At 61.1% G+C, this 13,928-nt stretch carries 12 protein-coding genes; 3 read left to right on the top strand and 9 right to left on the bottom strand.

Features of this window, described 5'->3' with window-relative positions; translation table 11 throughout:
• From ccoO (ACM6IT_RS05490) to ccoN (ACM6IT_RS05465), 6 genes are all read right to left on the bottom strand, one after another.
• Entirely contained in the window at nt 1-609 is a 609-nt protein-coding gene (ccoO, locus tag ACM6IT_RS05490) for a cytochrome-c oxidase, cbb3-type subunit II (protein ID WP_414917665.1), read from the bottom strand.
• A complete protein-coding gene (gene ccoN, locus ACM6IT_RS05485; protein ID WP_056721968.1) occupies nt 609-2,051 on the bottom strand; it encodes a cytochrome-c oxidase, cbb3-type subunit I in 1,443 nt (480 codons plus the stop codon). The genes ccoO (ACM6IT_RS05490) and ccoN (ACM6IT_RS05485) overlap by 1 nt, the downstream gene beginning before the upstream one ends.
• A 483-nt stretch (nt 2,052-2,534) precedes the next feature.
• Nucleotides 2,535-3,488, bottom strand: a complete 954-nt coding sequence (gene ccoP / locus ACM6IT_RS05480) for a cytochrome-c oxidase, cbb3-type subunit III (protein WP_414917664.1) — start codon at nt 3,486-3,488, stop codon at nt 2,535-2,537.
• Nucleotides 3,485-3,679, bottom strand: coding sequence for a cbb3-type cytochrome oxidase subunit 3 (locus tag ACM6IT_RS05475; RefSeq protein WP_056721971.1), 195 nt, complete (start codon nt 3,677-3,679; stop codon nt 3,485-3,487). Before ACM6IT_RS05475 ends, ccoP begins: the two co-directional genes overlap by 4 nt.
• 3 nt (nt 3,680-3,682) lie before the next feature.
• The gene (gene ccoO / locus ACM6IT_RS05470; protein ID WP_008020035.1) at nt 3,683-4,291 is read right to left on the bottom strand and encodes a cytochrome-c oxidase, cbb3-type subunit II; all 609 of its coding nucleotides are present in this window, start codon (nt 4,289-4,291) and stop codon (nt 3,683-3,685) included.
• Between the two features lie 10 nt (nt 4,292-4,301).
• Nucleotides 4,302-5,726, bottom strand: coding sequence for a cytochrome-c oxidase, cbb3-type subunit I (ccoN, locus tag ACM6IT_RS05465; RefSeq protein WP_056721973.1), 1,425 nt, complete (start codon nt 5,724-5,726; stop codon nt 4,302-4,304).
• A 95-nt stretch (nt 5,727-5,821) separates the two neighbouring features.
• Here ccoN (ACM6IT_RS05465) and ACM6IT_RS05460 point away from each other — a divergent pair, with 95 nt between their 5' ends.
• Entirely contained in the window at nt 5,822-6,499 is a 678-nt protein-coding gene (locus ACM6IT_RS05460; RefSeq protein ID WP_223542344.1) for an alpha/beta family hydrolase, read from the top strand.
• Nucleotides 6,500-6,703: 204 nt separating this feature from the next.
• Here ACM6IT_RS05460 and ACM6IT_RS05455 read toward each other — a convergent pair whose 3' ends face one another.
• From ACM6IT_RS05455 to acnA, 3 genes are all read right to left on the bottom strand, one after another.
• The gene (locus ACM6IT_RS05455; protein WP_056721976.1) at nt 6,704-8,269 is read right to left on the bottom strand and encodes a methyl-accepting chemotaxis protein; all 1,566 of its coding nucleotides are present in this window, start codon (nt 8,267-8,269) and stop codon (nt 6,704-6,706) included.
• Between the two features lie 105 nt (nt 8,270-8,374).
• Nucleotides 8,375-9,166, bottom strand: coding sequence for a lysostaphin resistance A-like protein (locus ACM6IT_RS05450; RefSeq protein ID WP_414917663.1), 792 nt, complete (start codon nt 9,164-9,166; stop codon nt 8,375-8,377).
• 245 nt (nt 9,167-9,411) lie between these two features.
• On the bottom strand, nt 9,412-12,153 hold the full coding sequence (acnA, locus tag ACM6IT_RS05445; RefSeq protein WP_414914690.1) for an aconitate hydratase AcnA: 2,742 nt from the start codon (nt 12,151-12,153) through the stop codon (nt 9,412-9,414).
• A gap of 222 nt (nt 12,154-12,375) precedes the next feature.
• On the opposite strand from acnA, the gene rlmM reads away from it, so the two are divergent.
• Together rlmM and tusA are read left to right on the top strand one after the other, a co-directional pair.
• Complete coding sequence (gene rlmM / locus ACM6IT_RS05440) at nt 12,376-13,449, top strand: 23S rRNA (cytidine(2498)-2'-O)-methyltransferase RlmM (protein WP_057715663.1); 1,074 nt, start codon at nt 12,376-12,378, stop codon at nt 13,447-13,449.
• A 201-nt stretch (nt 13,450-13,650) separates the two neighbouring features.
• Nucleotides 13,651-13,902 (top strand): sulfurtransferase TusA, encoded by a 252-nt coding sequence (gene tusA / locus ACM6IT_RS05435; RefSeq protein WP_056721984.1) that lies wholly within the window; start codon nt 13,651-13,653, stop codon nt 13,900-13,902.
• Nucleotides 13,903-13,928 lie beyond the last annotated feature (26 nt).

The following is a 13,928-nucleotide window of genomic DNA, read 5'->3' as shown; positions in this document are numbered from 1 at the left end:
TCACCGTTTGCTTTTGATGATGGTGCCCAGGCCCTGCAGATAGGCCACCAGCGCGTCCATTTCGGTTTTGCCCTTCACAGCATCCTTGGCGCCGGCGATGTCTTCGTCGGTGTAAGGGACGCCGAGCGTGCGCAAGACTTCCATTTTCCTGGCGGTGTCTTTGCCGTCGAGCTTGTTTTCCACGAGGAACGGGTAGGCCGGCATTTTCGACTCGGGCACTACGTTGCGCGGGTTGTACAGGTGCGCACGCTGCCAGTCATCGGAGTAACGACCGCCGACACGGGCCAGGTCCGGACCGGTCCGCTTGGAACCCCACAGGAACGGGTGGTCCCAGACGCTTTCACCGGCGACCGAGTAGTGGCCGTAGCGTTCGGTTTCAGCACGGAACGGACGGATCATCTGCGAGTGGCAGCCGACACAACCGTTGGCGATATAAACGTCCCGGCCTTCCAGTTCAAGGGCGGTGCGGGGCTTCATGCCCTCGACCGGCTTGTTGGTGACATCCTGGAAAAACAGCGGAACGATCTGGGTCAGGCCGCCGATGCTGACGGCGATGACCATGAAGAAGGCCAGCAGGCCAATATTCTTCTCGACTGCTTCATGCTTCATCAGTGAGCTCCAACTACGGCAATCTGTTCGGCGGCTTTGGCTTCAGCCGGGTTCGAGGCGCGTACGGTACGGAATACGTTGTAGGCCATGAACAGCATGCCGGTGGCGAAGAACGCACCGCCCAGGGCACGGACGATGAAGCCCGGGTGGCTGGCTTGCAGCGCTTCAACGAACGAGTAGGTGAGGGTGCCGTCATCGTTGATTGCACGCCACATCAGGCCCTGGGTGATGCCGTTGACCCACATCGAAGCGATGTAGAGCACGGTACCGATGGTTGCGAGCCAGAAGTGGGTGTTGATCAGGCCGGTGCTGTGCATCTGCGCACGACCGAACAGTTTCGGGATCATGTGGTAGACCGCGCCGATCGAGATCATTGCAACCCAGCCCAACGCGCCGGCGTGTACGTGGCCGATGGTCCAGTCGGTGTAGTGCGACAGGGAGTTCACGGTCTTGATCGCCATCATCGGACCTTCGAAGGTCGACATGCCGTAGAACGCCAGGGAGACGACCAGGAAGCGCAGGATCGGGTCGGTGCGCAGCTTATGCCAGGCGCCCGACAGGGTCATCATGCCGTTGATCATGCCGCCCCAGCTTGGCGCCAGCAGGATGATCGACATCGCCATGCCCAGGGACTGAGCCCAGTCCGGCAGTGCGGTGTAGTGCAGGTGGTGCGGACCTGCCCAGATGTACAGGGTGATCAGCGCCCAGAAGTGCACGATCGACAGGCGATAGGAGTAGATCGGGCGTTCGGCCTGTTTCGGCACGAAGTAGTACATCATGCCCAGGAAGCCGGTGGTCAGGAAGAAACCCACGGCGTTGTGGCCGTACCACCACTGGATCATCGCGTCCGTCGCACCCGAGTAGGCCGAGTAGGACTTGAACAGGCTGACCGGCAGCGACATGTGGTTGACGATGTGCAGCATCGCGGTCACGACGATGAACGCGCCGTAGAACCAGTTACCCACATAAATGTGCTTGGTCTTGCGCTTGACGATGGTGCCGAAGAACACCAGGCCGTAGGTGACCCAGACAATGGCCAGCAGAATAGCCAGGGGCCATTCCAGTTCCGCGTATTCCTTGGTGGTAGTGAAACCCATCGGCAAGGTAATGATCGCGCCGACGATCACCGCTTGCCATCCCCAGAAGGTGAAGGCGGCGAGGCTGTCGGAAATCAGTCGCGTTTGGCAGGTTCGCTGCACGACGTAATAAGAAGTGGCAAACAGTGCACATCCACCGAAGGCGAAAATCACCAGGTTGGTGTGCAGCGGGCGCAGGCGTCCAAAGCTCGTCCATGCCAGACCGAAGTTCAACTCCGGCCAGACCAGTTGCGAGGCAATGAAGACACCGAGCCCCATGCCAAGGATCCCCCAGACCACCGTCATGATGGCGAACTGGCGGACTACCTTATAGTTATAAGCAGTCGGACTGATTGCTGTGCTCATTCTAAGGTTCCACGGTTTGGGTGTTTTATTAGGATTAAAAATCGGCCGCAAGTATGGAGAAAGCAAGGGGTCATTGCAACGCGCCATGACCTGGGTCAATGCTTTCAAAAGCTGATTCTGCGGCCTTTCCATGCGCCGCGTAAGGACAAATTTGCCCGCGGGCAAAACGTCCCGGCGGACTGATCAGGCGAGGGGGTCAGGTCGGATGTAACGGGGTGTGTTCAAACGCAACGTTTGGCTGACCGGAGGCAACTGGCGCGACAGCCGGTATCTACCAGCCTTTGCGGCCTGTTCATCGGGCAGATTCGTCGAACACATCGTTCAGGGTCGACCTGGAACCGGCACCGGCCAGTCCGCATCGGGGGAAGCTTAGACCCGAATCCGGTGATCCGAAAGAAAGTCTGCGGGAGGGTGCGACAATGGGTCGCAAAGGGGCAGGGAACTGCCGCATCCGGGAGAATGCGGCAGCAGAGCGGTCGGGATTTATTTGCGGTTGTCTTCAGCCTGCAGGCGCTCGGTATTCAAACCGTGGGACAGGCTGTACACATACGCGGCCAGCAATTGCACCTTGTCATTGCCCAGCAGTTCGTTCTGCGCCGGCATATGGCCCTGGCGACCATGCCGAATCGTCTGCTCAAGCTGCGTCAGGCTTGTACCGTAAATGAAGCCGGCCGGGTGCGTCAGGTTCGGCGCGCCCATGGCTTCAGTGCCCTGGCCGTTGGCGCCATGGCAGGCGACGCAGGTGGTGCTGAAGGCTTGCTGTCCGGCTTGCAGGTCGACTTTGCTGTCGGCGGGCAGCGGCAGGCCGGCCAGATCATGGCGCACATAAGCGGCGACGTTTTTCACACCTTCCTCACCCAGGACTTCACCCCAGGCCGGCATCATCGCCATCCGGCCACCCATGATGGTGGTCTTGATGGTTTCTGCGCTGGCGCCCCAGCGCCAGTCGCTGTCGGCCAGGTTGGGGAAGCCGAATGCACCCTTGGCGTCCGAGCCGTGGCACACCGAACAGTTGGAGGCAAACAGGCGGCCGCCCATTTTCAGTGCCTGCGGGTCCTTGGCCACTTCTTCCACGGGCATCGCCGCGAATTTGGCGAAAATCGGCCCGAACTTCGTGTCAGCCTTGGCCATTTCCTTTTCCCATTCATGCACCCCGGTCCAGCCGTTTTCGTAGCCGGGGAGGATGCCTTTCCAGTTGCCCAGGCCGGGATAAAGGATCAGGTAGCCGACGGCAAACACCAGGGTGCCAACGAACAGCATGAACCACCATTGCGGCAGCGGGTTGTCGTACTCCTCGATGCCGTCGAAGCTGTGGCCCATGGTCTGGTCGACACTGCCCTTGGTTTCGCCCTTGCGGGTGCTGAACAGCAACCAGGTCAGGCCGATCAGGCTGCCGATGGTCAGTACGCAGATCCACGTACTCCAGAAGGTGGTCATGGCCGGGTACTCCTTGTTGCTGATTCTTCAGTGATGTCGGGTTGTGGCTCGTCGGCGAAGGGCAGCAGGCGCGCTTCGGCGAATGCCGGGCCGCGCTTGCCGTTGAATACCCACAACGTCAGGCCGACGAAGGCCACGAACACCACGACGGTGCCGAGGCCGCGGATCATTCCAGTGCTCAATTCAAACATTGCTCACCTCTTGCTCTTGATGGCAGTGCCGAGCACTTGCAGGTAGGCGACCAGTGCATCCATCTCGCTCTTGCCCTTGAGGGAAGCGACGGCGCCGGTAATGTCCTCGTCGGTGTACGGCACGCCCAGGGTGCGCATGGCCTTGATCTTGGTTTCGGTATGACTGCTGTCGAGCTGATTGGCCACCAGCCACGGGTAGGCCGGCATCTTTGACTCCGGCACGACATTGCGCGGGTTGTACAAGTGCGCGCGGTGCCAGTCATCCGAGTAGCGCGCGCCGACCCGCGCCAGGTCCGGTCCGGTGCGTTTAGAGCCCCACAGGAAGGGGTGATCCCACACGCTTTCACCGGCCACCGAGTAGTGACCGTAGCGTTCGGTCTCGGCGCGGAACGGCCGGATCATCTGTGAGTGGCAGCCGACGCAGCCTTCGCGGATGTAGATGTCGCGACCTTCCAGTTGCAGTGCGGTGTAGGGCTTCATGCCTTCCACCGGTTTGTTGGTTACGTCCTGGAAGAACAGCGGGACGATCTGGGTCAGGCCGCCGATGCTCACCGCCAGGATCATCAGCAGCAGCAACAGGCCGACGTTTTTCTCGATAGTTTCGTGTTTCATGGCGGACTCCTCAGGCCATCTGCGCGGCAGCGGCGACTTCGGCAGGCTGCGAGGCCCGCACGGTGCGCCAGGTGTTGTAGGCCATCAGGAACATGCCGCTGAGGAAGATCGCGCCGCCCACCAACCGCACGACGAAGCCTGGGTGGCTGGCCACCAGGGTTTCGACGAAGGAGTAGGTCAGCGTGCCGTCTTCGTTCACCGCACGCCACATCAGGCCCTGGGCGATGCCGTTGACCCACATCGAGGCGATGTAGAGCACGGTGCCGATGGTGGCGAGCCAGAAGTGCGCGTTGATCAGGCCGATGCTGTGCATCTGCTCGCGGCCGAAGACTTTCGGGATCATGTGGTACAGCGCGCCGATGGAGATCATCGCCACCCAGCCCAAGGCACCCGCGTGTACGTGGCCGATGGTCCAGTCGGTGTAGTGGGAGAGGGCGTTGACCGTCTTGATCGCCATCATCGGCCCTTCGAAGGTCGACATGCCGTAGAACGCCAGCGACACCACAAGGAAGCGCAGGACCGGGTCGCTGCGCAACTTATGCCAGGCGCCCGACAGGGTCATCATGCCGTTGATCATCCCGCCCCAGCTCGGCGCCAGCAGGATCAGCGACATCACCATGCCCAGCGACTGCGCCCAGTCCGGCAGCGCGGTGTAGTGCAAGTGGTGGGGGCCTGCCCAGATGTACAGGGTGATCAGCGCCCAGAAGTGCACGATCGACAGGCGATAGGAGTACACCGGACGCTCGGCCTGTTTCGGCACGAAGTAGTACATCATCCCGAGGAAACCGGCGGTGAGGAAAAAGCCTACGGCGTTGTGCCCGTACCACCATTGCACCATCGCGTCGGTGGCACCGGAGTACAGCGAGTAGGACTTGGTGAAGCTGACCGGCAATTCCATGTTGTTGACGATGTGCAGGATCGCCACGGTGATGATGAACGCACCGAAGAACCAGTTACCGACATAGATGTGCTTGGTCTTGCGCTGCATGATCGTGCCGAAGAACACGATGGCGTAGGCGACCCAGACAATGGTGATCAGGATGTCGATCGGCCATTCCAGTTCGGCGTATTCCTTGGAACTGGTGTAGCCCAGCGGCAGGCTGATGGCCGCCAACAGAATCACCAACTGCCAGCCCCAGAAACAGAACGCGGCGATTTTCGGTGCGAACAGCCGGGTCTGGCAGGTACGTTGTACTGAATAAAACGAACTGGCGAACAGTGCGCAGCCGCCGAAGGCGAAGATCACCGCGTTGGTGTGCAGCGGGCGCAAGCGGCCGAAGCTGGTCCACGGCAAATTGAAGTTGAGTTCGGGCCAGACCAACTGGGCAGCGAGAAAAACCCCGAGCCCCATGCCGACGATGCCCCACACCACCGTCATAATGGCGAATTGGCGGACCACCTTGTAGTTGTAGGCGGTACTGATAGAAGTGTTCATGGTTCCCCATCCACGGTTCAGCCGAAGTGAGCGCACTCGCGCAAGGCAGCGCACCCTTCGGCCGGAGTTATAGGCAGACTAAAAGCGAGGCAAGCATGGACAAAGGGCACAATGCCGGTATTGACGGGGATCAATGGGCGCAGTGCGTGCGGGATCATGGATGGTTGTGGAACGCCGCCGCTGGCAAGGCTGCCGCGACGCTGATCCTCGCCCATGGCGCCGGCGCACCGATGGACAGCGACTGGATGAGCGACATGGCTGCACGCCTCGCCGCGCAAGGCCTCAACGTGTTGCGCTTCGAGTTTCCCTATATGGCGCAGCGGCGCCTCGATGGCGGCAAACGCCCGCCGAACCCGGCGCCGAAACTGCTGGAGTGCTGGCGCGGGGTGTATGCCCAGGTGCGACGTCATGTCACTGGGCCGCTGGCCATCGGCGGCAAGTCCATGGGCGGTCGCATGGCCAGTTTGCTGGCTGATGAGTTGGGCGCGGATGCGCTGGTGTGCCTGGGGTATCCGTTTTATGCCGTGGGTAAACCGGAGAAGCCGCGGGTTGAGCATTTGGCCGGACTGAAGACGCGAACCTTGATCGTGCAAGGTGAACGCGATGCATTGGGCAATCGGGAGGCGGTCGAGGGGTACGCGCTATCGCCGGGTATCGAGGTGTTCTGGCTGGTGGCGGGGGATCATGACTTGAAGCCGTTGAAGGCTTCGGGGTTTAGCCATGAGCAGCATTTGGCGGCTGCGGCGGGGAAGGTGGTTTCATTCCTTCAGTGAAAGATGTGGTGTTGCAAATGGCCTCTTCGCGAGCAAGCCCGCTCCCACAGGGTTTTGCACTGTACATAAATTCAAGCCACACCAAAGATCACTGTGGGAGCGGGCTTGCTCGCGAAGAGGCCTGTCCAGGCGATATACATTTCAGACTGGCAATAAAAAACCCGGAAGTGTTCACTGTCCGGGTTTTTATCATTCCAGCGGCAATCAGCGGTTAAACCGCTCCACCAACGAATACTGTGTATTGGCAGTCTTGGTCAGCTCTTCACTCAACAACGCCGAGTTCTGTGCCTGTTCCGAGGTCTGGTCTGCCAGTTGCGAAATGTTGCTGATGTTGCGGCTGATCTCTTCGGCCACGGCGCTTTGCTCTTCGGTCGCGGCGGCGATCTGGGTGGTCATGTCGGTGATGTTGGCCACCGCTTCACTGATCCCCACCAGTGCCTGGTCCGCTTCCAGTACCCGCGCCACGCCTTCTTCAGCTTGACGGTGCCCGGCCTCCATGGTTTGCACGGCCGTGCTGGCGGTTTGCTGGAGCTTGGCGATCAGCGCATGAATCTGCCCGGTGGACTCGCTGGTGCGTTGCGCCAGTTGACGGACTTCGTCGGCCACCACGGCAAAACCACGACCCATCTCGCCGGCACGGGCCGCTTCGATGGCTGCGTTCAGCGCCAGCAGGTTGGTCTGGTCGGCGATGCCTTTGATCACATCGACCACGCCGCCGATTTCGTTGCTGTCCTTGGCCAGTTGGGTCACGGTCACGCCGGTTTCACCGACCACCACCGACAGGCGCTGGATGGCTTCGCGGGTTTCCCCGGCGATGTCACGACCGCGACCGGTCAGGCGATTGGCTTCCTGGGTGGCGTCGGCGGTGCGTTGCACGTGGCTGGCGACTTCCTGGGTGGTGGCGGCCATCTGGTTGACCGCGGTGGCCACCTGTTCGGTTTCGACCCGTTGACGTTCCAGGCCGCTGGAGCTGTTGTGCGCCAGGGCGTCGGACTGTCTGGCCTGATCGGTCAGGTGTTCGGCCGTGTCCTGCAGACGCGTCAGGCAGGTTTTCAGGCGTGCTTCCTGGCTCAGGATGGACATTTCCAGGCGCGCCTGGGCGCCGCGACTGTCGGTGTACATCTGTGCGATCAACGGATCGGAGGTGGTTTGCTCGGCCAGGCGCAGCAAACGCTTGAGGCCTCGCTGTTGCCACTGGAGGCCCATCAGGCCCAGCGGCACCGAAAGACCGGCAGCCAGGGCAAACCCCCAATGGGAGTTCAGCGATGCACCGATCATGAAGCTCAATTGGCTGACCAGGATGAACGGCAGCCAGTCCTGCAGGATCGGCAGCCATTTATCCGAGGAGGGAATGGCCGACTTGCCCTGGTTGATGCGTTGGTAGAGCGCTTCGGCGCGGCGGATCTGTTCGGCGGTGGGCTTGACCCGTACCGACTCGTAACCGATCACCTGTTTGCCTTCGAAAACCGGTGTCACATAGGCGTTCACCCAGTAATGATCACCGGTCTTGCAGCGATTCTTGACAATACCCATCCATGGCAAGCCTTGTTTCAGCGTGTCCCACATGTGGGCGAACACCGCGGCCGGGACGTCGGGGTGACGGACCAGATTGTGCGGTGCACGGATCAGTTCCTCTCGCGAAAACCCGCTGATCTCGACGAAAGCGTCGTTACAGTAGGTGATCATGCCCTTGGCATCGGTGGTGGAAATCAACCGTTGCTGAGCCGGGAAGGTCCGCTCGCGTTGTGTAATTGGCTGGTTGTTACGCATGGCTTTTTTAATCCGCAAGGCTTTCAAGTGCTGTATCGGCGAAGCCGGCGGATTGTTGAGCTTATTTTTCGATAATCAGCGATGCGTCGCAAAATGACCCTTGCGTCAGCCGGCGAGCATCGGATAGGTGAACAGGCCGAAATGCAGCAGGTTCAAGCCAAAGTGACTGGCAATGGCGGCGCCCAGCCCGCCGAACCGGTAGGCCAGGCCATAGCCGACCCCGGCCAGCGTTGCCAGCAATACCCACTGCCATCCTGCGCCGATATGGGCCAGGCCGAAGACCAATGACGCCAGCAGCAGGGCGAGAAGTTCACCGTAGGGCCGGTCTTTGAGGTGTCGGCTCAGGCCGCCCTGAATGTAGCCACGGAACAGCGCTTCTTCGACCAGCGTCACTAGCAGCAGATTGTTCAGCAACCACAGCCAGGCTTGATCCGGCCATTTCGGCGACCAGGCGATGACCCCCAACAAGAGCGCGCCGCCCAATGCCAGCATGGCGCTCAAGGTCAGGGCCAGTGCGGTGGCATACAGCGACAACCGAAGTGAACGGCGACCGACAATCCACGGACAAACCAGTAACAGCCAGAAGCCGATCAGCGGTTTGTCCAGGTTCAGGTGCATGGCGAATGACACGGCATCGTCGGTAAAACGCTGGGGATCGATAACGCGACCGTTATAGAAGCCGGGTAGCCAATGCGTCGCCAATGCCAGGACCAGGACGATGAACAGGCCGTGGCCGAGGTAGCGGGCAAAAGGGATGTCGCGTTGGCGGACGGCGACACCTGCGACCAGCAACAGGAACACCGAAATTGCCGAGAGCCAGCCGAGATGGCCGTAGGTCAGCGCCAGGCCGTAGCCGAAGGAAAGCAGGGCCAGAAACGTCCATGGCAGGGCAATCATTTGAAGTCCTTAGAGATGAATAGCTTTTGTGGCGAGGGAGCTTGCTCCCGCTGGGCTGCGAAGCGGCCCCAATAACAATCAACCCGGTGTGCCAGATGAAATGCATCTGCAGGGCTGGCGACTGCTTCGCAGTCGAGCGGGAGCAAGCTCCCTCGCCACAGATGGGGGGTGTCCTGAGGGCTGCGATTATAAGCGCAGCCCAAATACAAACACCGCCCGAAGGCGGTGTTTGTGTCGGTCGTCCGTTACGAAGCGATCAACTGCCGCAACACATAATGCAAAATCCCCCCCGACTTGAAGTACTCCACCTCATTGAGCGTATCGATGCGGCACAACACCTCGATCTTCTCGCTGCTGCCGTCTTCGCGGGTGATGACCAGCGTCAGGTTCATCCGTGGCGTCAGCTCGACGCCGGTCAAGCCGAGGATGTCCAGGGTCTCGCTGCCACCCAGGTTCAGGCTCTTGCGGTTCTGATCCAGCTTGAACTGCAATGGCAGCACGCCCATGCCCACCAGGTTGGAGCGGTGAATTCGTTCGAAGCTTTCGGCGACGACCGCTTTCACCCCTAGCAGGTTAGTGCCCTTGGCGGCCCAGTCGCGACTCGAGCCGGTGCCGTATTCCTGGCCGGCGATCACCACCAGCGGTGTACCTGAAGCCTGATAGCGCATGGCGGCGTCGTAGATCGACATTTTTTCGCCGGTGGGAATGTAGCGGGTGTTGCCACCTTCTTCGCCGCCGAGCATTTCGTTGCGTATGCGGATGTTGGCGAAGGTGCCGCGCATCATCACTTCATGGTTGCCACGCCGCGAGCCATAGGAGTTGAAGTCTCGCGGTTCCACGCCTTTGTCGCGCAGGTATTGCCCTGCCGGGCTGTCGACCTTGATGTTGCCGGCCGGGGAGATGTGGTCGGTGGTCACCGAGTCGCCCAGCAGTGCGAGGATCCTGGCGCCGCTGACATCCTTGACCACGGGCGGCGGGCCGCCGATGTCGTCGAAGAACGGCGGATGCTGGATGTAGGTCGAGTCGTCCTGCCAGACATAGGTCGCCGCCTGCGGAACCTTGATCGCCTGCCATTGCGCGTCGCCGGCAAACACTTCGGCGTATTCCTTGTGGAACATGGCGGTGTTCACCTGATTCACGGCGTCGGCAATTTCCTTGCTGCTTGGCCAGATGTCCCGCAGGTAAACCGGGTTGCCATCCTTGTCATCGCCTAGCGGCTCGCGGGTGAGGTCGGTGCGCACCGTGCCGGCCAGCGCGTAGGCGACCACCAGCGGCGGGGAGGCCAGCCAGTTGGTTTTCACCAGCGGATGCACCCGGCCTTCGAAGTTGCGATTGCCCGAGAGTACGGAGGCCACGGTGAGGTCGGCTTGCTGGATGGCTTTCTCAATGGGCTCCGACAGCGGCCCGGAGTTGCCGATGCAGGTGGTGCAGCCATAGCCGACCAGGGCAAAGCCCAATTCATCGAGGTATTGGGTCAGGCCGGCCGCCTTATAGTAGTCGGTCACCACTTTCGAGCCGGGGGCCAGCGAGCTCTTCACCCAGGGTTTGCGTTTCAGGCCTTTTTCCACAGCCTTCTTCGCCACCAGCCCGGCCGCCATCATCACGCTGGGGTTGGAGGTGTTGGTGCAGGAGGTGATCGCGGCGATGACCACGGCGCCGTTTTTCAGGCGATAGGTCTGGCCTTCGTAATCGTAATCCGCTTCGCCGGCCATATCGGCATTGCCGACGGCAACACCGCCACCGCCTTCGCTTTCCAGGCGGCCTTCTTCCTTGCTGGTGGGCTTGAATTGCAGGTCGGTGAAGTCGCTGAATGCTTGCGCGACGTTGGGCAGCGACACCCGGTCCTGTGGACGTTTTGGTCCGGCGAGGCTGGCTTCAACGCTGGCCATGTCCAGCGCCAGGCTGTCGGTGAAGGCGGGTTCCTGGCCGGGCAGGCGCCACAGGCCCTGGGCCTTGCTGTAGGCCTCCACCAGTTGCACCGTTTCCAGGGGCCGGCCGGACAGGCGCAGGTATTCCAGCGTAATGTCGTCCACCGGGAAGAAACCGCAGGTGGCGCCGTATTCCGGGGCCATGTTGGCGATGGTCGCGCGGTCGGCCAGGGGCAGGTCGGCAAGGCCATCGCCGTAGAATTCGACGAATTTGCCCACCACGCCTTTCTTGCGCAGCATCTGGGTCACAGTCAGCACCAGGTCGGTGGCGGTGATGCCTTCCTTGAGCCTGCCGGTGAGTTTGAAACCGATGACTTCGGGAATCAGCATCGACACGGGTTGCCCGAGCATCGCCGCTTCCGCCTCGATACCGCCGACGCCCCAGCCAAGCACGCCGAGGCCGTTGATCATGGTGGTGTGGGAATCGGTGCCCACCAGGGTGTCGGGGAAGGCATAGGTGCGGCCGTCCTCGTCCTTGGTCCAGACGGTGCGGGCGAGGTATTCAAGATTCACCTGGTGGCAGATCCCGGTGCCCGGCGGCACTACGCTGAAATTGTCGAAGGCACTCTGACCCCAGCGCAGGAACGCATAACGTTCGCCATTGCGTTGCATTTCAATGTCGACGTTCTGCTCGAAGGCGCTGCTGCTGGCGAACTTGTCGACCATCACCGAGTGGTCGATCACCAGGTCCACCGGCGACAGCGGGTTGATCCGCTGCGGATTGCCGCCGGCCTTGGCCATCGCCGCACGCATGGCGGCCAGGTCGACCACCGCCGGTACACCGGTGAAGTCCTGCATCAGCACCCGCGCCGGGCGGTACTGGATTTCGCGGTCGGAGCGACGCTCCTTGAGCCACGCGGCCAGTGCCTTGAGGTCGGCGCCGGTGACGGTTTTTTCGTCCTCCCAGCGCAGCAGGTTTTCCAGCAGGACTTTCAACGACATCGGCAGCTTGTCCAGGTCGCCCAGGCTTTTGGCGGCATCGGGCAGGCTGAAGTAGTGGTAGGTCTTGTTGCCGACTTGCAGGGTCTTGAGCGTATTCAGGCTATCGAGGGACGGCATTGCGATCACTCCTTTGAGTCCGCACGGCTACGGACAGAGGGGACGGGCAGAGGACTAAACCTAGTCCTCTTTGCTGCTTAAGGCTAATAACTGGACTCTATCGCTGAGTCCGGGGTTCCGAAGTCGGCTATCATGCGCGGGTTTTCGTGACAGGCTTTGCTTCAACGCAAGCCTGGGCATCGCGCAGTGGCCGAAATTCCTCGCCATTGCCCAGGAGTAAGAATGAACACCCTCTTTATGCATTGCCGGCCGGGCTTCGAAGGCGAAGTCTGTTCCGAGATTTCCGACCTCGCCGCGCGCTTGAACGTGGCCGGATATGCCAAGGCCAAGGCGGCAACTGCCTGCGCCGAGTTTGTCTGCACCGAAGAAGACGGCGCCGAGCGCCTGATGCGCGGGCAGCGTTTCGCCGAGCTGATCTTCCCGCGCCAGTGGGCTCGGGGGATCTTCATCGATCTGCCGGAAACCGACCGCATCAGTGTGATCCTTGCGCATATGGCGGACTTTCCGCTGTGCGGCAGCCTGTGGCTGGAAATGGTCGACACCAACGACGGCAAGGAACTGTCGAACTTCTGCAAGAAATTCGAAGTGCATCTGCGCAAGGCACTGATGGCGGCCGGCAAGCTGGTGGAAGATGCCCACAAACCGCGTTTGCTGTTGACGTTCAAGAGCGGCCGCGAAGTGTTCATGGGCCTGGCGGAGTCGAACAACTCGGCGATGTGGCCGATGGGCATTCCCCGTTTGAAGTTCCCCCGCGAGGCCCCGAGCCGCTCGACGCTGAAGCTGGAAGAGGCCTGGCACCACTTCATCCCGCGCGATCAGTGGGACGAACGCCTGCATGGCGACATGACCGGCGTTGACCTGGGTGCCGCCCCCGGTGGCTGGACCTGGCAACTGGTCAACCGCGGTATGCTGGTGACCGCCATCGACAACGGCCCGATGGCCGAAAGCCTGATGGACACCGGTCTGGTGCAGCACTTGATGGCTGACGGTTTCACCTTCAAGCCCAAGCAACCGGTGGACTGGATGGTCTGCGACATCGTCGAGAAGCCGGCGCGCAACGCCGCGATGCTGGAAGAGTGGATCGGCGACGGCCACTGCCGCGAGGCGGTGGTCAACCTCAAGCTGCCGATGAAACAGCGCTATGCCGAAGTGAAGCGCTTGCTCGAGCGCATTGCCGATGGCTTCAAGGCCCGGGGCATCAAGGTGGAGATTGGCTGCAAGCAGCTGTACCACGACCGCGAAGAAGTGACTTGCCACTTGCGCCGGCTGGATGTGAAGAAGCCCAAGTCCCGCTGATTTCCATCCATGGCTTTTGTGGCGAGGGAGCTTGCTCCCACTCGGCGGCGAAGCCGTCGAAAAACCTGTGTATGTGGTGTGTCAGGCACAACCAATAGCTGATAGCTGACTTTAGGGCTGCTTCGCAGCCCAGCGGGAGCAAGCTCCCTCGCCACAAACCGGGTAATGCGCGACAATGCCGGCCAGTTTCAGGAGTGAATCATGAGTGAAATGCTTGATACGCCGGTAGACGGCACCCTCGACGCCACCGGCCTCAACTGCCCCGAGCCGGTGATGATGCTGCACCAGCACATCCGTGACCTGGTGCCCGGCGGTCTGCTCAAAGTAATCGCCACCGACCCCTCGACCCGTCGCGACATTCCCAAGTTCTGCGTGTTTCTCGACCATGAACTGGTGGCGCAGCACGAAGATGAGGGCACCTACCTCTACTGGATTCGCAAGAAGTCTGTTTAACGGTAGCCAAAAAAAGACCTGCAAAA

Origin of the sequence: Pseudomonas sp. IT-P4 (genome assembly GCF_949767755.1) — a bacterium.
Classification (GTDB): Bacteria; Pseudomonadota; Gammaproteobacteria; order Pseudomonadales; family Pseudomonadaceae; genus Aquipseudomonas; species Aquipseudomonas monachiensis.
Note: the sequence above shows the minus strand (reverse complement) of the source record. Positions and strands in the feature narration are given on the sequence as shown.

What these genes read in the sequence shown, in the direction of transcription:
- ccoO (WP_414917665.1), bottom strand. Translation starts at nt 609, where the DNA reads ATGAAGCATGAAGCAGTCGAGAAGAATATTGGCCTGCTGGCCTTCTTC.
- ccoN (WP_056721968.1), bottom strand. Translation starts at nt 2,051, where the DNA reads ATGAGCACAGCAATCAGTCCGACTGCTTATAACTATAAGGTAGTCCGC.
- ccoP (WP_414917664.1), bottom strand. Translation starts at nt 3,488, where the DNA reads ATGACCACCTTCTGGAGTACGTGGATCTGCGTACTGACCATCGGCAGC.
- ACM6IT_RS05475 (WP_056721971.1), bottom strand. Translation starts at nt 3,679, where the DNA reads ATGTTTGAATTGAGCACTGGAATGATCCGCGGCCTCGGCACCGTCGTG.
- ccoO (WP_008020035.1), bottom strand. Translation starts at nt 4,291, where the DNA reads ATGAAACACGAAACTATCGAGAAAAACGTCGGCCTGTTGCTGCTGCTG.
- ccoN (WP_056721973.1), bottom strand. Translation starts at nt 5,726, where the DNA reads ATGAACACTTCTATCAGTACCGCCTACAACTACAAGGTGGTCCGCCAA.
- ACM6IT_RS05460 (WP_223542344.1), top strand. Translation starts at nt 5,822, where the DNA reads ATGGACAAAGGGCACAATGCCGGTATTGACGGGGATCAATGGGCGCAG.
- ACM6IT_RS05455 (WP_056721976.1), bottom strand. Translation starts at nt 8,269, where the DNA reads ATGCGTAACAACCAGCCAATTACACAACGCGAGCGGACCTTCCCGGCT.
- ACM6IT_RS05450 (WP_414917663.1), bottom strand. Translation starts at nt 9,166, where the DNA reads ATGATTGCCCTGCCATGGACGTTTCTGGCCCTGCTTTCCTTCGGCTAC.
- acnA (WP_414914690.1), bottom strand. Translation starts at nt 12,153, where the DNA reads ATGCCGTCCCTCGATAGCCTGAATACGCTCAAGACCCTGCAAGTCGGC.
- rlmM (WP_057715663.1), top strand. Translation starts at nt 12,376, where the DNA reads ATGAACACCCTCTTTATGCATTGCCGGCCGGGCTTCGAAGGCGAAGTC.
- tusA (WP_056721984.1), top strand. Translation starts at nt 13,651, where the DNA reads ATGAGTGAAATGCTTGATACGCCGGTAGACGGCACCCTCGACGCCACC.